General features: G+C 66.8%; 20 protein-coding genes. 13 read left to right on the forward strand and 7 right to left on the reverse strand.

Going from position 1 to position 18,297, the window contains the following annotated elements:
- Positions 1-247: 247 nt before the first annotated feature.
- The 4 genes from rpsA (at position 248) to RXV90_RS05710 (ending at position 4,175) form a co-directional block, all read left to right on the forward strand.
- Positions 248-1,930 carry a 30S ribosomal protein S1 gene (gene rpsA, locus RXV90_RS05695; RefSeq protein WP_316647458.1) on the forward strand — a complete coding sequence of 561 codons (1,683 nt, stop codon included), beginning with the start codon at positions 248-250 and terminating at the stop codon, positions 1,928-1,930.
- 114 nt (positions 1,931-2,044) lie between these two features.
- Complete coding sequence (locus RXV90_RS05700; RefSeq protein WP_316647459.1) at positions 2,045-2,281, forward strand: hypothetical protein; 237 nt, start codon at positions 2,045-2,047, stop codon at positions 2,279-2,281.
- Between the two features lie 224 nt (positions 2,282-2,505).
- Positions 2,506-2,820 (forward strand): c-type cytochrome, encoded by a 315-nt coding sequence (locus RXV90_RS05705; RefSeq protein WP_316647460.1) that lies wholly within the window; start codon positions 2,506-2,508, stop codon positions 2,818-2,820.
- A gap of 128 nt (positions 2,821-2,948) precedes the next feature.
- Entirely contained in the window at positions 2,949-4,175 is a 1,227-nt protein-coding gene (locus RXV90_RS05710; RefSeq protein ID WP_316647461.1) for a PQQ-dependent sugar dehydrogenase, read from the forward strand.
- A 121-nt stretch (positions 4,176-4,296) separates the two neighbouring features.
- Here RXV90_RS05710 and RXV90_RS05715 read toward each other — a convergent pair whose 3' ends face one another.
- The gene (locus tag RXV90_RS05715) at positions 4,297-4,704 is read right to left on the reverse strand and encodes a surface-adhesin E family protein (RefSeq protein WP_316647462.1); all 408 of its coding nucleotides are present in this window, start codon (positions 4,702-4,704) and stop codon (positions 4,297-4,299) included.
- Between the two features lie 276 nt (positions 4,705-4,980).
- Entirely contained in the window at positions 4,981-5,676 is a 696-nt protein-coding gene (locus RXV90_RS05720; RefSeq protein WP_316647463.1) for an NAD-dependent deacylase, read from the reverse strand.
- 59 nt (positions 5,677-5,735) lie between these two features.
- Between RXV90_RS05720 and RXV90_RS05725 the strand changes: the two genes are divergently transcribed.
- Positions 5,736-6,161: a hypothetical protein gene (locus tag RXV90_RS05725; RefSeq protein WP_316647464.1), complete on the forward strand. Its 426-nt coding sequence runs from the start codon at positions 5,736-5,738 to the stop codon at positions 6,159-6,161.
- Positions 6,116-6,634, forward strand: coding sequence for a low molecular weight protein-tyrosine-phosphatase (locus tag RXV90_RS05730; protein WP_316647465.1), 519 nt, complete (start codon positions 6,116-6,118; stop codon positions 6,632-6,634). Before RXV90_RS05725 ends, RXV90_RS05730 begins: the two co-directional genes overlap by 46 nt.
- On the opposite strand, the gene RXV90_RS05735 is transcribed toward RXV90_RS05730, so the two are convergent.
- Together RXV90_RS05735 and RXV90_RS05740 are read right to left on the reverse strand one after the other, a co-directional pair.
- Complete coding sequence (locus RXV90_RS05735; RefSeq protein ID WP_316647466.1) at positions 6,595-6,888, reverse strand: hypothetical protein; 294 nt, start codon at positions 6,886-6,888, stop codon at positions 6,595-6,597. The two genes, RXV90_RS05730 and RXV90_RS05735, sit on opposite strands and share 40 nt — an antisense overlap.
- A 93-nt stretch (positions 6,889-6,981) precedes the next feature.
- Positions 6,982-8,115 (reverse strand): mandelate racemase/muconate lactonizing enzyme family protein, encoded by a 1,134-nt coding sequence (locus RXV90_RS05740; protein ID WP_316647467.1) that lies wholly within the window; start codon positions 8,113-8,115, stop codon positions 6,982-6,984.
- A gap of 186 nt (positions 8,116-8,301) precedes the next feature.
- Between RXV90_RS05740 and RXV90_RS05745 the strand changes: the two genes are divergently transcribed.
- Positions 8,302-9,027 carry a DUF3108 domain-containing protein gene (locus tag RXV90_RS05745; RefSeq protein WP_316647468.1) on the forward strand — a complete coding sequence of 242 codons (726 nt, stop codon included), beginning with the start codon at positions 8,302-8,304 and terminating at the stop codon, positions 9,025-9,027.
- 7 nt (positions 9,028-9,034) lie between these two features.
- Complete coding sequence (gene hrpB / locus RXV90_RS05750; RefSeq protein WP_316647469.1) at positions 9,035-11,455, forward strand: ATP-dependent helicase HrpB; 2,421 nt, start codon at positions 9,035-9,037, stop codon at positions 11,453-11,455.
- 2 nt (positions 11,456-11,457) lie between these two features.
- On the opposite strand, the gene RXV90_RS05755 is transcribed toward hrpB, so the two are convergent.
- Both RXV90_RS05755 and RXV90_RS05760 read right to left on the reverse strand, forming a co-directional pair.
- The gene (locus RXV90_RS05755) at positions 11,458-11,862 is read right to left on the reverse strand and encodes an OB-fold nucleic acid binding domain-containing protein (protein ID WP_316647470.1); all 405 of its coding nucleotides are present in this window, start codon (positions 11,860-11,862) and stop codon (positions 11,458-11,460) included.
- Between the two features lie 27 nt (positions 11,863-11,889).
- On the reverse strand, positions 11,890-12,507 hold the full coding sequence (locus RXV90_RS05760; protein WP_316647472.1) for a sulfotransferase family protein: 618 nt from the start codon (positions 12,505-12,507) through the stop codon (positions 11,890-11,892).
- Positions 12,508-12,640: 133 nt separating this feature from the next.
- Between RXV90_RS05760 and RXV90_RS05765 the strand changes: the two genes are divergently transcribed.
- Both RXV90_RS05765 and RXV90_RS05770 read left to right on the forward strand, forming a co-directional pair.
- Complete coding sequence (locus RXV90_RS05765; protein WP_316647474.1) at positions 12,641-12,964, forward strand: 2Fe-2S iron-sulfur cluster-binding protein; 324 nt, start codon at positions 12,641-12,643, stop codon at positions 12,962-12,964.
- Complete coding sequence (locus RXV90_RS05770) at positions 12,964-13,728, forward strand: FG-GAP repeat domain-containing protein (protein ID WP_316647475.1); 765 nt, start codon at positions 12,964-12,966, stop codon at positions 13,726-13,728. The genes RXV90_RS05765 and RXV90_RS05770 overlap by 1 nt, the downstream gene beginning before the upstream one ends.
- A gap of 74 nt (positions 13,729-13,802) precedes the next feature.
- On the opposite strand, the gene purD is transcribed toward RXV90_RS05770, so the two are convergent.
- A complete protein-coding gene (gene purD, locus RXV90_RS05775; protein WP_316647476.1) occupies positions 13,803-15,071 on the reverse strand; it encodes a phosphoribosylamine--glycine ligase in 1,269 nt (422 codons plus the stop codon).
- A gap of 142 nt (positions 15,072-15,213) precedes the next feature.
- Here purD and RXV90_RS05780 point away from each other — a divergent pair, with 142 nt between their 5' ends.
- From RXV90_RS05780 to xseA, 3 genes are all read left to right on the forward strand, one after another.
- Entirely contained in the window at positions 15,214-15,876 is a 663-nt protein-coding gene (locus RXV90_RS05780; protein ID WP_316647479.1) for a glycine-rich domain-containing protein, read from the forward strand.
- A 4-nt stretch (positions 15,877-15,880) separates the two neighbouring features.
- Positions 15,881-16,585, forward strand: coding sequence for a glycine-rich domain-containing protein (locus RXV90_RS05785; protein ID WP_316647481.1), 705 nt, complete (start codon positions 15,881-15,883; stop codon positions 16,583-16,585).
- A 114-nt stretch (positions 16,586-16,699) separates the two neighbouring features.
- Entirely contained in the window at positions 16,700-18,262 is a 1,563-nt protein-coding gene (gene xseA / locus RXV90_RS05790; protein WP_316647483.1) for an exodeoxyribonuclease VII large subunit, read from the forward strand.
- The last annotated feature ends 35 nt before the right edge of the window (positions 18,263-18,297 follow it).

Genomic DNA, 18,297 nt, shown 5'->3' on the forward strand with positions numbered 1-18,297 from the left:
CGCGGCGCCGCGCCCTGGGCACCCCTGCCCTAACGCCCTTGCCACGCGCGCGCGGGGCCGCTATAGACCCGCCCGTCGAAGCGGCGGTTACAAGCCACGATGGCAAAACCTGAGGCAGGGTCGGTCTTGACCGGCCCTTTCCTTTTTTGCCCTCGCCAGGCGCGCGGCCACCAAGAGACCAACCCCGAAGACCGGCGGACCCAACCGCCCGGCCAGTGAAAGCGAAACGTAAGGAAACGAAACACGCATGTGCGCTAAAGCAACCATGGAGGAGTTCGAAGCCCTCCTGAACGAAAGCTTCGAAATCGACACCCCCGACGAGGGCTCTGTCGTCAAAGGCCGTGTGATCGCCATCGAGGCAGGTCAGGCCATCATCGACGTCGGCTACAAGATGGAAGGCCGGGTCGATCTGAAAGAATTCGCAAATCCCGGAGAAGCCCCCGAAATCGCCGTCGGCGACGAGGTGGAAGTGTTCCTCGACCGCGTCGAGAACGCGCGTGGCGAAGCCGTCATCAGCCGTGACAAGGCCCGCCGCGAGGAAGCCTGGGATCGTCTCGAAAAGGCCTATGCCGACGAAAACCGCGTCGAAGGCGCGATCTTCGGCCGCGTGAAGGGTGGCTTCACCGTCGATCTGGGCGGTGCCGTGGCGTTCCTGCCCGGCAGCCAGGTGGACGTGCGCCCGGTGCGCGACGCCGGCCCGCTGATGGGCCTCAAGCAGCCCTTCCAGATCCTCAAGATGGATCGCCGCCGGGGCAATATCGTGGTGTCGCGCCGTGCGATCCTGGAAGAGAGCCGCGCCGAGCAGCGCGCCGAGGTGATTTCGAACCTCACCGAGGGCCAGGCGGTCGACGGTGTCGTCAAGAACATCACCGAATACGGGGCGTTCGTGGATCTGGGCGGTGTCGACGGGCTTCTGCACGTCACCGACATGGCCTGGCGCCGGGTCAACCACCCCTCCGAGATCCTGTCGATCGGCGAGACCGTCAAGGTTCAGGTCATAAAGATCAACAAGGACACCCACCGCATCAGCCTGGGCATGAAGCAGCTTCTGGACGATCCGTGGGATTCGGTGGAAGCCAAGTTCCCGCTCGGTTCGGTTCACAAGGGCCGCGTGACGAACATCACCGATTACGGTGCGTTCGTTGAGCTGGAAGCCGGTGTCGAAGGCCTTGTCCACGTCTCGGAAATGAGCTGGACGAAGAAGAACGTGCACCCCGGCAAGATCGTGTCGACCTCGCAGGAAGTCGACGTCATGGTGCTGGAGATCGACACCGCGAAGCGCCGCGTGTCGCTTGGCCTGAAGCAGACCATGCGCAACCCGTGGGAAGTGTTCGCCGAAACCCATCCCGAAGGCACGCAGGTCGAGGGCGAAGTCAAGAACATCACCGAGTTCGGTCTGTTCGTCGGCCTCGAGAACGATATCGACGGCATGGTGCACCTCTCTGACCTGAGCTGGGATCAGCGCGGCGAAGAGGCGATCCAGGATTACCGCAAGGGCGATGTCGTGAAGGCGGTCGTCACGGAAGTCGACGTCGAGAAGGAGCGGATCTCGCTTTCGATCAAGGCACTGGACGACAGCTTCTCGGAAGTGACCGAGGGCGTGAAGCGCGGCTCGATCATCACCGTCGAGGTGACGGCGATCGAGGATGGCGGGATCGAGGTGGAATACGAAGGCGCGAAATCCTTCATCCGCCGGTCGGACCTGTCGCGCGACCGTGCCGAGCAGCGCCCCGAGCGCTTCGGCGTGGGCGACAAGGTGGACGTGCGCGTCACCAATGTCGACCAGAAGACCCGCAAGCTGGGCCTCTCGATCAAGGCGCGCGAGATCGCCGAAGAGAAGGAAGCCGTGGAACAGTACGGGTCGTCCGACTCGGGCGCGTCGCTGGGGGATATCCTTGGCGCGGCGCTGAAGCAGGACGACGACAAGTAAGGCGCGGGGATATCCCGTGGCGAAAGGCCCCCGGAGGTTGCTTCGGGGGCCTTTTTCGTGGGCGGGTGCCTGGCGAGCCCGATACCGGTTGAGGCTTTTGGCCCGGAGTGACCAATGCTGCGCCGCGAAGGAATGGCGGGGAACGGCACCAGGCGGACCGTCATCTTCGAAGGGATGGCCCCGGCCGCAATTGAAGGAACGGTTGAAATGCTGCAACTGCAGCCCGCAGTGCTGTTCATTCGCTGCACCAGCAATGCCTCAATTCGCTCGAACCGATTGATCGCCGACGAAGCGAACTTCGCGCCTGTTTTCCCCGTTTGCCCGACCCATGGTTCGGAGTTTTCGTATTAGGATTTCGATATCTGTGGGCGTGTGTTTTGTGCCCGTTGCGGCCGGGTGGCCCGCGCTCGCCGCAAACTATTGAACGGCTTCTCTGGCCTGCCGAAGGCGATGTTGAATCTGTTTGACAGAACCAAAAAAGGCATTATCGCCGAAGTCTTGGCGCTCACTTGAGCAGAATGAAAAGATCGCACTGCCGCAGGCGTTGCGACCTCTAAAGACGAGAGGGGCGCATAGTGCATAAGCTTCCCAGTACCTTAGTTTTTCTTCTGGCATTGACGTTCCCCGAGCATGGGTTCGGCGGCGACATCGAGGCCGGAGAAGCGAGATACAAGGAATCTTGTATTTCGTGCCATGGAAAGGCCGGAAAAGGTGCTGCCAGCTACCCAAAGATATCCGGAAATCCGGTTTCATATACGACGGAAAAATTACGAGCTTACAGAGAAGGCATCAAGCAAGGCCCAAACTCAGCTCTGATGATCATGATGGCAAAGCCATTATCCGACGATGAAATCGAGAATTTAGCCGCGTATTTGGAGGGCGCGGAATAAGAGGCCAAATAGCTTGTCACCAGGGAGGAAGACATGAAAACTTTAAATGGTAGGTTTTTTCAGGACTAGCGGCTGCTTCTTTAATCATCGGGCTGCCGCTTTCTGCCAGCGCAGATAGTCACGAAGGCATGGACGTCCCCAAAATCACGCCAACCATTGTCCTAGAGGGGCTCGAGAATCCCTGGGATATGGCGTTCCTGCCGGACGGCACGATGTTCTACACCGAAAAGTGCAAGGGCCTGTCGGTCAGAACTCCTGATGGCACAGTGCACGCTCTGTACGGAATGCGGGACAGCACAGGCTATGCCGACAGCGGCAGCGATCTGTTCTGTGAGGGTCAGGCCGGTATGCTCGGCGTGGTCGCAGACCGGCATTTCGCAGATAACCGGATGCTTTTCGTCTATTCGACGTCGGACAAGTATCACGGCGATGGCTGCCAGACCAATTTCGACAAATGCGATGGCAACATCGTCATGAGGTTCGAGGTCAGCGATGACCTGACGAGCGTTTCCGATCGAACGGACATCGTGACGGACATTCAGTACAAACCGTTCGAGTCAAATCAGCCCTTCGGGGGCCCCGGTGCACATAACGGCGGTCGCATCCGGATGGGGCCCGGGGGTTACCTGTGGGTCACTGGCGGTGACCGCCATCGCGGGATCTGCCCGCAGGATGGCAATCTGCTGTGCGGGAAAGTCCTGCGGATCGATATGAACGGGGATGCACATCCCGACAACAATCCGCCCGAAGGCTTTGACAAGCGCATCTACACCTATGGGCACAGGAACGTCCAAGGCATCGATTTCCGCCCCAGCGACGGCAAAGCGTTCACGGCAGAACATGGCCCCTGGCACAACGACGAAATCACCGCTCTGGTGAACGGTGGCAATGCTGGCTGGGATCCTGCGCAGAACACAGGCGGACGCGGCGAATGCCCGGATGAGTATTGTGGCTACGAGCCGAACCAAATGGACGGTATGGACCCCGCGGTGCGTGCTGCCTACACCCCGATGAGCGACACGCGCTTTCCCGATTTGATGCCGCCAAGCTGGAACAACAACGGGTTCTCGCAAGGCACCGGGTCTGCTGCTTTCCTGAAAGGCAGCAACTGGGGCATCTACGAGGGTCGCCTGGCCGTCGGTATCATGGGGATCGGCTTTGGTGATACGCCTCCGGGCTCGCGGATCGACATGATCAGCCTCACGCCCGACGGTTTGGGCATCAACGGAATCACGCGCATGCCGCTTGGGTTTTCGACGCGGTTCCGTGGCCTGGTCATGGGCCCCGACAACGCGCTTTATGTCGCGACGGATGACGGTGAGATTTACCGGGTGACGGCTGAAAGCATGAGGTAAGTCTGAAAGCCGGAGGTAACCCTCTGGAACGAAGTGCCCGGGGTATCGAGATGCCCCGGGCACTTTTCCGTTCAAAGGGACAAAGCGGCAGGTTCACTGTTCCCGGCGACCGATCCGTTCGTCAGTCGCAAACCACCTGAGCCAGACGTTCCGTTGTGGATCCAACCGCAATCCCGTTCTTCGGTTTTTCTTTTGTATCGGTCTTCATGGCGGGGTTTTGCCAATTCTCGTCGGTGAAAAAGGTGCTTTGCAGTATTCTCTGCGTCTGCTCCAGACAATCGATCTCCAGGAGAGTTAGGAAACTGGCGGCCCCCATGACGGAGGTTTTGTACCGAACCCCGCTCCAGACGCGGCGCAAGGCATCGATCCTTTCCACGCGTGACGGATCGTAAAAGTAGAGATCACCATTCGCTTTCTCGGCGTACATGACCCATTCACCGTCCTGGCCACCACTCGCCAAAGCGTTGCCATTCGAGACGGCAAGTGCCGCCGAAACAATCAATGGGGTTGCCCACCTCGTTAGGTTCATGGGGAAAAGTCTTCTACAGTTTTCCAGGTATGACCAGAAGGAAACGGCCGGTCTGGTTGCGTTTTCGGGGTGCCTGTCCGGTGCCTTGGAGATGGCGAACCAGGATGGGCGTTGGAATTCCTCTTTTTCCTGGCGGCTTTCCCGGCACGCGAATGCAGCGAATTCGGCCTGAGGTATTTTTCGGTACAGTCGCAAAGTGCACGGAGCGGACCTTGAGCAGGCGCCGCGGCGGGGGGAGCCAAGCACTCTACTGCGCGGAACATGGCCTGTCCGGCGTCAGGCGAGCAGACCCTCCACCCACGCCGGCACGGTTTCCGTGGCCGGGCCGTGTTGGCGGGTGTCGAACTGGCCGGAGACCTCGGACGGCTCGAGCGTGAGTTCGACGGTGGCCGCGCCGGCCATGCGGGCCTCGGCCACGAAGCCCGCCGCCGGGTAGACCGTGCCGCTTGTGCCGATCGCCGCGAAGAGATCGCACTGGGCGAGCAGCGTGCCGATCCGCTCCATCTGATAGGGAAATTCGCCGAACCACACGACGTCGGGCCGGGTGGCGGGGGCCTGGCAGGCGGGGCACGGGGCCCCGGCCGCCATTTCCGGCGGTGCGTCCCAGCGGTGATCGCAGGCCGCACAGAGCGCGCGCATCAGTTCCCCATGCATGTGGATCACGTTCCGGCTTCCGGCCCGTTCGTGCAGGTCGTCGATGTTCTGGGTGACGAGCGTCACCTCGCCCGGGAATTCCTGTTCGAGCCGGGCGAGCGCGGCATGGGCCAGGTTCGGGGCAGCGGCGATGCAGTTGGCGCGGCGGGCGTTGTAGAAGCGGTGGACGAGCACGGGATCGCGCGCGAAACCTTCGGGTGTCGCCACATCCTGAAGATCGTATTCGGACCAGAGCCCGCCAGCGTCGCGGAACGTTCCCAGCCCGCTTTCCGCCGAGACGCCGGCGCCTGTCAGGATGACGATTTTTTCGGGCTTCATGGGGCGCATCCGCGTGTTAGGGTCGGTTTCATTCAGTCTAAGGCGAGAGGCGGTGAAAGATGAAGGCACCCTGGCATCTCTGGCTCGTGGGCATCGCGGCGCTGATCTGGAACGGGTTCGGCGCGACGGATTACGTGCTGACGCGGTATGACGTCGAAGCCTATACCTCGATGATGTCGCCGGAAATGAAAGCGACGCTGGCGGCCTATCCGGTGTGGATGGATGTTGTCTGGGCGCTGGCGGTGTGGCTGCCGCTTCTGGCGGCGATCCAGCTTCTGAGCCAGCGGAAATCGGCGGCGGTGACCTTCGGGCTGGGGCTGATCGCGGCCCTGGTTGCGGGGGCCTACAACTACATCCTGACCGATCCGCCGCTGAACGTGGTTGCCGGCAATGCCGTGATGATCCTCTGGGTGGCGGTCGCGGTGATCGCGCTGCTTCAGTGGCTTTACGCGCGGGCCATGGCGAAAGCCGGGTACCTGGTGTGACGCGGATCCTCGCCGTCTGCCTCGGCAATATCTGCCGGTCGCCCAGCGCCGAGGCCGTGCTGCGCGCGCGGGCCGAGGCGGCGGGGCTTGCCGCAGAGATCGACAGCGCAGGCACCGGAGACTGGCATGTGGGCGATCCGCCCTATGGCCCGGCCGTCGCGGCGGGGGCCGGGCGGGGCTATGACCTGTCGGCCCTGCGGGCGCGGCAGGTCAGGCGGGGCGATTTCGAGGCGTTCGACCTGATCCTTGCGATGGACCGGTCGAACCACCAGACGCTGGAACGCATGCGGCCCCCCGGCAACCGGACGCCCGTGCGGCTTTTCATGGAATACGCACCCGAGGTTGGGGTCGCGGAAGTGCCCGACCCCTATTACACCCGGGATTTCGACGGCGCGCTGGATCTGATCGAGGCCGCGGCTGACGGCCTGATCGCTCAGCTGCAGAACGCCTCTGCCATGCGGCCGAAGGCCTGATAGCGTTCCCAGAACGTGTCGTGGCGGCGCGTGTCGGAGCGGCGAATTTCCTCGCTTCGGTCCGGGTCGCGGAAGAAGCTGGCCGCGAGCTTCTGATCCTGCTTCGACAGCGTCCTGTCCGCCGCCGCCTGGATACAGGTGCAGATGTTCACGTCGCCCGCCTTGGGCGCGGTCAGACATGCGTTGCGGATGGTGTCGGCCTGAAGGGGAAGTGCGACGCAGGCAAGCGCGCCTGCGAGGATAATCGTTCTCATACTGCTCTCCGCCATTAGCGGGGCGTTTCGCCCTCGTTGACTGACGGAATCATGCCAGAGGAGGGGTTAGGGATCAATGAAGGAAAACGCCCCCTACCCCGCCGGGGCGAAGCGGGCGAGGGCGTCGCGATCGACCTCGATCCCGAGGCCCGGAGCGTCGGGAATGGCGACGATCCCGCCTTCGTGGCCGATCGGCGTGGAGAGGATGGCGGTGCGGAAGGGCATGTCGGTCTGATCGAATTCCAGAAGCGGGGCGCGGGGTTCGGGGCGGACCGGATCGGGAAGCTGGGCGGCGAGCCACTGAAGCGAGGCGGCGATCTGAACGCCGGTGCCCCAGACATGCGGCACGAGGCGCACGCCGTAGAGCGTGGCGAGATCGGCGACGCGGCGCATCTCGGTATAGCCCCCCACCCCGCAGAGATCGGGTTGCAGGATATCGACCGCGCCGGCGTCGAGCGCCTGTTTCATGGCCCAGCGCGCATGCCATGTTTCGCCACCCGCGACGGGGATGGGCTGTGCGCTGCGGAGACGGGCGTAGGAGGCGAGATCTTCGGGGATCACCGGCTCCTCGAACCAGCCGATATCGAAGCGCGCGGCGGCGTTGCCCAGCGCTGCGGCCTCGCCCGCGTCGTATCCGTGGTTGGCGTCGATCATCAGGCGGATGCCGGGCCCGATCGCCTCGCGGATCGCGGCGATGGCCGCGAGATCCTCGGCCACGTCGAAGCCGATCTTGACCTTCATCGCCCGGAAACCCGCCGCCGCGTAGCCCGCGCATTCTGCGGCGAGCGCCGCTGGACGGTCGGACCCGCCGGTGCGGAAGCCCCCGGTGGCGTAGGCTTCCACGGTTTCGCGCACCCGGCCCCCGAGCAGGGTGGCGACGGACGTGCCGAAACGCTTGCCCTTGATGTCCCAGAGCGCCACGTCGATGCCCGACAGCCCCGTAATCGCAATGCCCCGCTGGCCCTGATCGCGGAAGCGGTTATAGGCCTCGGCCCAGAGCCGTTCGGTATCGAGCGCGCTTTGGCCGATGAAGAGGGGCGCATAGGCCTCGACCATCGCGCGATTGAGCATTGCAGGGCCGAGGCATTCGCCCCAGCCCGTGGTGCCGTCTTCGCAGGTGACCTCGACCAGAAGATGGGTGCGGGTGGTGAACCGGGCGGAGGCGCTTTCGAAGGCAGTGCCCAGGTGATGTTCGAGCAGATGGGTTTTTATCTCGGCGATGATCATCCGCGGTCCGTTCCCCCCGTTTCGTTGCCGGGAGCGTAGTGGATGGGGCCTTGGGGATAAAGCCCGTGACGCGCCTGCGTCGAGCCAGTCTTCGGCCCATGTGACGCGGGGTCGGGGCGGATATCCGCCACCCCGGGCTTCGTTCCCGCCGCCACCTGCCCTACATATCGCGGCATGAGATGGCGCGTGACAGAGTTTTCCAGGGCAGTTTTCGCTGCGGTCTTCGTTCTTCTGGCCGGCATGGCCGGGGCCGAGGAGCGCGAGAGCATCTTTTTCGACGTGAAACTTTCGGGCTTCAAGGCGGGCGAGTTGCAGATCGAGGCACTGACGACGGCGGATCGCTATGCGCTGGCCGGACGGCTGGAAAGCACCGGGCTTCTGAACGTGGTGCGCAAGGTGCGGTTCGATGCGCGATCGGAGGGCCGGACGGGGGCGTTCGGGATCCAGCCCACGCGCTATGAGGAAGAGACCAACACGGGATCGCGCGAAAGCGCGGCGACGATGGAGTTCCGGCGCGGGGTGCCGCAGGTGCGCGAGACGCGGCCGCCGAAGCCGCCGGGCCCGCTTGACGTCGACCCTGCCACGCAGGGCGGATCGCTTGACCCGCTGAGCGCGCTTTATGCCGTTCTGCGCGCGGTGCCGGAAGGTGAAAGTTGCCCCGAACGCACGCGGATCTTCGACGGGCGCCGGGCAACGATGGTGACGATGACGCCGGTGGAGGAGCCCGAGGCGGGCACGCTTCAGTGCAAGGGCGTCTATGTGCGCGTGGGGGGGTTCAGCGAGGAGGATCTTCGCGAGCGCCGGTATTTCCCGTTTACGATGACCTACCGGCCGCGCGACAACGGCCTTTGGCAGGTCGAGCGGTTGGATGTCACCTCGCTCTATGGCAAGGCGCAGCTCGTTCGGCGATAAGCCGGGGATGACCGACGCCCTGCCGATCGACGCCTGTCTGCCGGAGTTGCAGAACGCGCTTTGCGCGCGGGGGCTTGCCGTGCTCGAGGCACCGCCCGGGGCGGGGAAGACGACGCGGGTGCCGCTTGCGCTTCTTGATATCGTGGACGGGCGGATCGTGATGCTGGAGCCCCGGCGGCTGGCGGCGCGGGCAGCGGCGGAGCGGATGGCGGAGACGCTGGGCGAGCCGGTGGGTGAGACCGTGGGCTACCGGATCCGCGGCGAGGCGCGGGTAGGCCGCGCCACGCGGATCGAGGTGGTGACCGAAGGCATCCTGACGCGGATGATCCAGGCCGACCCGGCGCTGGAGGGCGTGGGCGCAGTGATCTTCGACGAATTCCACGAACGTTCGCTCAATGCCGATCTGGGGCTGGCGCTGGCCCTGGAGGCACGGGGCGCGCTGCGGCCCGACCTGATGCTTCTGGTGATGTCGGCCACGCTTGACGGCGAAGGGGTGGCCGCGCTGATGGGGGATGCGCCCCGGATCCGCTCGGAGGGGCGGAGTTATCCTGTGGAAACCCGCTGGCTTCCCCGCCCCCTGCCCGCTGGCGCACGACGCGAGGCGGAGGCGGCGGCGTTGGTGCGCCAGGCGGTGGCGGAGACCGAGGGCGGCGTCCTTGTCTTCCTGCCCGGCGAGGGCGAGATCCGGCGGGTGGCCGGTCTTTTGACCGATTTGCCCGGCGACTGCGTGCTGAGGCCGCTTTACGGCGCGATGCCCTTTGCCGAACAGCGGCGCGCGATCCGGCCGGAGACCGAGGGGCGGAAGATCGTGCTGGCGACGGCGATCGCCGAAACATCGCTGACGATCGAGGATATCCGCGTGGTCGTCGATGCCGGACGGGCGCGGCGGGCGCGGTTCGACCCGGCCTCAGGTATGAGCCGGTTGGTGACCGAGCCGGTGAGCCGGGCGGAGGCGGATCAGCGCCGGGGCCGCGCGGGACGGGTGGCGCCGGGCGTGGCCTACCGGATGTGGACGAAGGCCGAGGAAGGCGCGCTTCCGGCGCAGGCGCCGGCGGAGGTGGAAACGGCGGATCTGGCGGGCTTTGCCCTTGAGCTGGCGGCCTGGGGCGCGCGGGACACCGACGCGCTTTCCTTCCTGACGCCGCCGGCGCCGGGGGCGTTCGCGGAGGCGCGCGCGCTGCTCGGCGATCTTGGCGCGCTTGATGCCGAAGGGGCGATCACGGCCCATGGCCGGGCGCTGGCGGCGATGCCGCTGCATCCGCGGCTTGCGCATATGCTGGCGGTGGCGGGGCCGCGTGCGGCGGACCTGGCCGCGCTTCTGTCCGAGCGCGATCCGCTGCGGGGGGCCGGGCCGGACCTGTCGCTGAGGCTGAGGGCGGTGGCGGGGGGCCCGCCGGCAGGGGCCGATCGCGGAACGCTGGATCGGATCCGGGCCGAGGCGAAGCGGCTGAGGCGGTTCGGGGGCAGCGAGAGCGGGCTTTCGCCCGCTCAGATGGCGGCGCTTGCCTATCCCGACCGGATCGGGATGCGCCGCCCGGGGGACGAACCGCGCTGGACGCTCTCGGGCGGCAAGGGTGTGAGGATGGAGCCCGGCGAAAGCCTGGCCGGCGCGCGGCTGATCGTCGTGACCGACACCGATGGCAACCCCCGCGAGGCGCGCGTGCGGCAGGCGATCGATCTCACCGAAGCGGAGCTGCGCGAGGTGATGGGGGCGCGGATCGGATGGGTCGATCACTGCGCCTGGTCGAAGCGGGCGGGCCGGGTCGAGGCGCGGCGGCAGGAGCGGCTGGGGGCAATCGTGCTGGACGACCGGGTCTGGCGGGAGGCGCCCGGAGAGGCGGTTGCACGGGCGATGCTTGACGGAGTGCGGACGCTGGGCTTGCGCCCGTCCGCCGCCGCCGAGCGGTTTCGCGCGCGGGTGGCGGCGGCGCGGGCGGGCGGGCTGGACCTGCCGGAGATGACGGACGCGGCCCTGATGGCGGGCCTCGACGACTGGCTTCTGCCCCATATCGGCGGGGTGCGGAGTGCCGAGGACTGGGCCGCGTTCGATCTTCTGCCCGCGCTGCGCGCGATGTTTGACTGGCCCGCGCTTCAGGCGCTCGACCGGGCCGCGCCCGCGGGTTTCGAGACGCCGCTGGGACGCAGCGTGCCGATCGATTATGCGGGCGAGGCGCCCGCGATCGCCGTGCGGCTGCAGGAGATGTTCGGGGTGACGCGGCATCCGGAGGTGGCGGGCCGGCCCCTGCAGGTCACGCTTCTGTCGCCCGCCGGGCGGCCGGTGCAGGTGACGACCGATCTGCCGGGGTTCTGGGACAGCTCCTATGCCGATGTCAGAAAGGACATGCGCGGGCGCTATCCGAAACATCCCTGGCCCGAGAACCCGCGCGAGGCGGACCCGACGCTCAGGGCGAAGCCGCGCAAGGGATAGGCTCAGGGCTGATCGCCCGCGCGGCAAAGCTCGTGATTTTCGCGCAGGAGATCGTCGAGCATCCATGAGATATCCTCGATCTCTTCGGCGACGATATGGGTGACGTTGCCCTCGCGCTGCAGCCGCCCCGTGACCTTGAGACAGCGGCCCGCGATCACCGCGCGGCGGAAGCGTTCGTACATCTTGCGCCAGACGATCACGTTGGAGACGCCGGTTTCATCCTCGAGCGTTATGAAGATCACGCCCTTGGCGGTGCCGGGGCGCTGGCGGACGAGGACGAGCCCGGCGACGGCGACGCGGGCGCCGTTCGGCACCTCGCCCATCCGGTTGTGCGGCAGGCAGGCGGGCGGTCTGGGCCAGGTATCGTGCAGGTCGGGCAGCATGGAGAACGAATGTAGAACATCCATGCCGTGTGGCCAAGGGGCGCGGTGCCCCTATTGCGTCGTGGGGGGCGCGTTGATCTCCGGATCGGCCCTGAACTCCGTCGTGGTGTTCGCGTGGGGAAAGGGCGCATCCGGCACCGGCACCTCCAGAAAGGCGCAAAGCGGCCCCCACCCCGTGCCCACGGGGTAGACGAGAAGCCGGTCTGCCGGCACCTCCGCCTTCACGCGCGCCACGTTCGCCTCGTAGACCGCGATGGCGTGCGCGCGGTCATCGGGGCGGCCGCCGAACACCTTGTTCCTGATGAGCGCGACGCCGAGCGATTCCTCCTCCGTGCTTTCGCGGATCACCGGGAGGATGGTTTTCTCGAAGCTGCCCCACCAGCTTTCCGCATCGCGCCATGTCAGAAGCACCTTCGCCTCCGGCCAGTGCCGGATCAGTTCGGGCCAGTAATGCGCCGTCGGCCAGTCGACGCAGGCGTTGTAGCCGCCCAGCAGACCGTTCCAGTCCATCGGAGCATCCAAGGCCACCGCCGCGCGCCAGGCCGCCTTCTGCGCCGCGTCCGACATCACCGCGCGCATGTGGTGGCAGGGGCCCACCCCCAGAAGCTCGAGCGCCAGGCGCATCGAATCCGTTCCGGTGCGGCCGAAGCCCGTTCCGATCAGTTTCATGGCTGTCCCCTGCATCCTGCTGCGGCCAGTCTGGCAGCATTCCCGGCCCGTGCAAGTTCGGACTGGCAGGACGGGCCCAGCCGTATTAGATAGCCCCCCGGGCAAGCTGAACGGCGAAGGATACCGGACGATCATGGCGAAAATCACCTATATCGAGCACAACGGGACGGAACATGTCGTCGACGTGGCCAACGGGCTTACCGTCATGGAGGGCGCGCGCGACAACAATATCCCCGGGATCGAGGCCGATTGCGGCGGGGCCTGCGCCTGTTCGACCTGCCATGTCTATGTGCACCCCGACTGGGTGGAGAAACTGCCCGCGAAGGACGCGATGGAAGAGGACATGCTCGATTTCGCCTACGAGCCCGATGCGGCGCGGTCGCGCCTGACCTGCCAGCTGAAGGTTTCCGATGCGCTGGACGGGCTTGTCGTGCAGATGCCGGAAAAGCAGATCTGATGTGGCGGGCGGCCGCGCTTCTGGCCGCGTGCCTGGCCGGGCCGGCACTGGCCTGCGACTATCCCGGCCCTCCGCCCAACAGCCCCGAGGCGCGCAGCGCGACGGGTGACATCCGCTGGGCGGCCTATTCCGATGCAACGGGTCGCTATGCCCATGGCATTCTCGGCGATGCCGTGGAAGCCGGCGGGCTTCGGGTGGAGGCCGGCGACAAGGGCGCCTGCGATCTTTACGTGATCCTGCCCGAACAGTCGGTCTTCGAGGATACCGGCCCCCGGATCGCCGATCTTGACGGCGATGGCCGGAACGAGGTGATCGTGGTGGAAAGCCACCGCGACACCGGGGCGGCGCTTGCGGTTTACGGGATCCGGAACGGCGCGCTCGTGAAGCTTGACGCCACGCCCAATATCGGAAGCCCGAACCGGTGGCTCGCGCCGGTCGGGATCGCCGATCTCGATGGCGACGGGGCGACGGAGATCGCCTATGTGGACCGGCCGCATCTGGCGAAGATCCTGCGGGTCTGGCGCTGGAAGAACGGGCGGCTTCGGGAAGTCGCCGCGGCCTCGGGCGTGACCAACCACCGGATCGGAGAGACCGATATCGCGGGCGGCGTGCGGGAGTGCGGCGACGGGCCGGAGATGATCGTGGCGGATGCCGCGTGGCGCGATGTTATGGCGGTGCGGCTTTTGGGCGGGACGCTCAGCGCACGGCGGATCGGCGCGCATGAGGGGCGGAGGAGTTTCGCGGCGGCGATGAGCTGCCGGTGAGCGCTCTGGGTCTGCCGGCGTAGTGCCGGGCAGAGGCGCGGGGCAAGAGACCTCGGCGCGCACAGATTCGGCGATCATTTGCCCAGAGCGCGCCATCCGATATCGCGGCGGCACACACCGTCCGGCCAGTCCACCGCATCAACGAGCGCATAGGCCGCATCGCGCGCGGCCCTGAGGCTTGCCCCCCGCCCCGTCGCGCCGAGCACCCGGCCGCCCGCGGCAACGACGCGCCCGCCTTCTTCGGCAGTACCCGCATGGAACATCATCCTGTGGCTGTCTTCGGGAAGCGCATCGAGCCCCCCGATCCCGGTGCCCTTGGCATAGCCGCCCGGATAGCCCTTTGCGGCCATCACGACGCACATCGCGTGATCGTCGGCCCAGTTCACCTGCATCTCGGACAGGCGCCCTTCGGCGGCCGCCTGCATCAGGTCGAGCGCCTGCGCGCCCAGCCGCATCATCAGTGCCTGGCATTCGGGATCGCCGAAGCGGACGTTGTATTCCAAAAGCCGCGGCGCGCCGTTTTCGATCATGAGACCCGCGAAAAGCACGCCCTGGAACGGGGTGCCCCGGCGCTTCATCTCGTCGATCGTCGGGCGCACGATCTCGTCCAGCGCCCGCGCTGTCACCGCGTCTGTCATCACAGGGGCGGGTGAATAGGCCCCCATGCCGCCGGTGTTGGGGCCGGTGTCACCCTCGCCGATCCGCTTGTGATCCTGCGCGGTGCCCAAGGGCAGCACGGTGTCGCCGTCGGACAGAACGAAGAACGAGGCTTCCTCGCCCCCCATGAACTCTTCGATCACCACTTCGGCCCCGGCATCACCGAAGGCACCGCCGAACATCTCGTCGATGGCGGCAAGCGCCTCTTCGGTGGTTTCGGCCACGATCACGCCCTTGCCGGCGGCCAGCCCGTCGGCCTTCACCACGATCGGCGCCCCTTCGGCGCGGATGTGGGCCCTGGCGGCCTCGGGATCGGTGAAGCGGGCCCAGGCGGCGGTGGGGGCGCCGCAGGCATCGCAGATCTCCTTCGTGAAAGCCTTCGAGGCCTCGAGGGCCGCCGCCGCGCGGCTTGGCCCGAAGACGAGGAATCCCGCCTCGCGCAGCCGGTCCGACACCCCGGCGGCCAAGGGCGCCTCGGGCCCGACGATGACGAAATCGATGCCGTTCTCGCCTGCGAATTCGGCCACCGCGCCGCCGTCGTTGATGTCGAGCCTGGCGCAATCGGCGATCTCGGCGATGCCGGCATTGCCCGGCGCGACGATCAGACGATCGCATTTCGGGTTCTGTGCCACGGCCCAGGCCAGCGCGTGTTCGCGCCCGCCCCCGCCCAGGATAAGGATGTTCACGGCCGCCCTCCGGTATCGCCTGCCCTACCCCCGGCTGATACACGCCTGCCACGGGGGCACGCAACCAGCCGCGGAGATGGTTCCATGGGCGGGGTTCAGCCCTTATGATACCCGCGGGGGCAGAGGGAGAAGGCACAGCCCGATGCGCGACGCGGCGCTCTGGTCTCGGATCAGCACATATGCGTTCCCGCTGGAACCCGCGGGCCGGTTCTTCAACCGCACGCCCGACCGCCCCGCGCTTCAGGCCCGGCTCGAGGAACGCGAGAACTGGGCGGAGGATTATGCCAGCGAGGCAGTCGGCGAATACCGCCGGTTTCTTTATCTCACCGCCGTTTCGCCCGGGGAGGTCACGCCGTCGGAGGTGATCGACCGGGTCTGGCACGAGCATATCTGGGACACGCAGGATTACCTCGACGGGTTCTGCGAGCCGGTCCTGGGGCGCGTCCTCCACCATCGCCCGTCCACCGGGTCGGGCGACAGGGAGCGCCACGCCCGGCAATACGACGCGACCCGCGCGCTTTACGAAGAAGAGTTCGGGGCGCCGCCGCCCCCCGATATCTGGCAGTACCGCGAACCTGCGCAGAAGGCGCGCGACGTGGCGCGCGGCACCCTTGCCTTCATCCTCGGGCTGGTCGTCGGCGCGGGCACCGCCTGGACGCTCTGGACGGTGTTCGGCTGGCGGATCGGGGCAGTGTTCTGGGGCTTTGCGGCGGGCGGGATCACATCGCATATCGTGGCGCCCAAGGTGCCGGGGCCGCGCTATCGCTCGAGCGACAGTGACGGCGGCGCAGGCTGCGGGGATTAGCGAGATGTCCGGCATGACGAACCCCGCGCTCTGGGAACGGCTCGAAGCACATGCGCTCGACGATCCGGCGGTGGAGCGGCCCTATACCGCGAAGCTCGCCGCCGATGCGGGCTGGTCGCAGACCGATGCGGCGCGGGTGGCCGGGGAATATCGCCGCTTCCTCTATATCACGCAGGTGGTGGAGGCGCCCCCCGCCCCGCCAGACCCGATCGACGAGGCGTGGCGCACCCACCTTCTTTACACAGAGGACTATTGGGAGAGGCTGGTGCCCGATGTGCTGGGCCGCCCGCTGCACCGCGATCCCGAAACAGCCACCGATGTCGCGGCGCAGAAACGGTTCTGGAAAGCCGCGCGCCCCGCCTACGCGGCCGCCTTCGGCGCCCCGCCGCCGCCCGATATCTGGGTTGATCCGCGCGCGCCAACCATGGGCGGGACAATCGGTACGCTCATGATCCTCGGGATCGGCGGGGGGCTCCTGTCGTTCTTCCTTATGTTCCTCGTGGGCTGGATCCTCGGGATCGATGTCGGCGGCCCCGTCGAAACCCGCTTCGAAAAGGTCTTTACCGCGATCTTCATGATCTGCTGGGCTATGGCCTTTCTTTCCCCGGTCTGGGCCTGGCTCGTGACGCGCGGCCAGAAGCGGCTGAAATCGCGGCGGCGGCCCAAGCCCGGAAGCGTCGGCTTCTCGATCGGCTACGAGCGCTCCTGAGTCCGCTTCATTTTGGCCAAAATACTCCGGGGTCTGGGGCAGAGCCCCAGGTCCCCCGTTGTCGCCGAGAGCCGCCTCACCTAGTCTCGCCGCACACCTGATGCGGAGTGCCCCTTGTCCGACCTGATCGACGACCCGAGCCCCGGGCAGAACGCCCATGAGTATTCCGTCTCCGAGATCTCGGGCGCCGTCAAACGGGTGATCGAGGGCGAATTCGGCCGGGTGCGCGTGAAGGGCGAGGTGGGGCGCGTGTTCGTGGCGCGCTCGGGCCACCTCTATTTCGACCTGAAGGACGATCGCAGCGTTCTGGCGGCCGTCAGCTGGAAGGGACAGGTGGCCGCTCTGTCCGTCCGGCCCGAGGAAGGGATGGAGGTCGTCGCCACCGGGCGGCTCACGACCTTCGGCAGCCAGTCGAAATACCAGCTGAATGTCGACGACGTGCAGGTGGCGGGCGTGGGCGCGCTGATGGCGATGCTCGAACAGCGCAAGAAGAAGCTGGCCGCAGAAGGGTTGTTCGACGAGGGCCGGAAGCGGCCCCTGCCCTATCTGCCCGAGATCATCGGCGTGGTGACCTCGCCCTCGGGCGCGGTGATCCGCGATATCCTGCACCGGCTGAGGGACCGGTTTCCGAGGAAGGTGCTGGTCTGGCCCGTGGCCGTGCAGGGCCAGGCTGCGGCCGGCGAGGTGGCGCGGGCGATCGAAGGGTTCAACCGTCTGAGCCCGGGGGGCGCGCTGCCCCGGCCCGATGTGCTGATCGTCGCGCGGGGCGGCGGATCGATCGAGGATCTGTGGGCCTTCAACGAGGAGATCGTGGCGCGGGCCGCCGCGGCCTCGGACATCCCGCTGATTTCCGCCGTGGGGCACGAGACCGATACGACGCTGATCGATTACGTATCGGACCAGCGGGCGCCCACCCCCACGGCGGCTGCGGAAATGGCCGTGCCCGTGCGGCTCGATCTTCTGGGATGGGTCGACCAGCAGGGCGCGCGGCTGTCGTCGCGGATGGCCGAGCGGATCGAGACGCGGGGCCAGAGGCTGCGAGACCTGGCGCGGGGCCTGCCGCGGCTGGAAACGTTGCTGGATGGGCCGAAACAGCGGCTCGACATGGCGGAAAGCGGGCTGAAGGCGGGGCTTCGCAGCCTTGTGCAGGATCGCCGCGCGGCGCTGACACGGGCGGCGGCGAACCTGTCGCCAGCACTTCTGTCGGCGCGGACAGAGGCGCGGCGGGCCACGCTTCAGGCCCGGGGCGACCGGCTGGCCCCGGCGCTGAGACGGGCGACGGCGGACCGGCGGCGGGCCTTTGCAGAGCTTGACGCGGGCCTGCGCCGGACATTGCAGGACCGGCGCCGACGGCTTGCCGAGACCGATCAGCGGCTGTCGGAGGCCTGGGCGCGGGCCGGCGCGGCGGCGGCACGCGGACGGGAACGGAAGCGCGAAACGCTTGTCGCCCTCGACCGGATCCGCCTGTCGCTTGGCTATGAGCAGACGCTGGCGCGGGGCTATGCGCTGGTGTGGGACGGCACGGCGCTGGTGACGACGGCGGCAGCGGCGGAGGCAGCGCAGAACCTCGAAATCCAGTTTCAGGACGGGCGGATGCGGCCTGGCCCGGGCGCACCACCACGGCGGAAAGCCAAGGACGAGCCGGAGGAACCGGGAGACCAGGGCTCGCTGTTCTGAACGGGCACCGTCAACGCCACGTTTACGCCTTTGCC

This window comes from Ovoidimarina sediminis (assembly GCF_032586175.1).
Lineage (GTDB): Bacteria > Pseudomonadota > Alphaproteobacteria > Rhodobacterales > Rhodobacteraceae > Ovoidimarina > Ovoidimarina sediminis.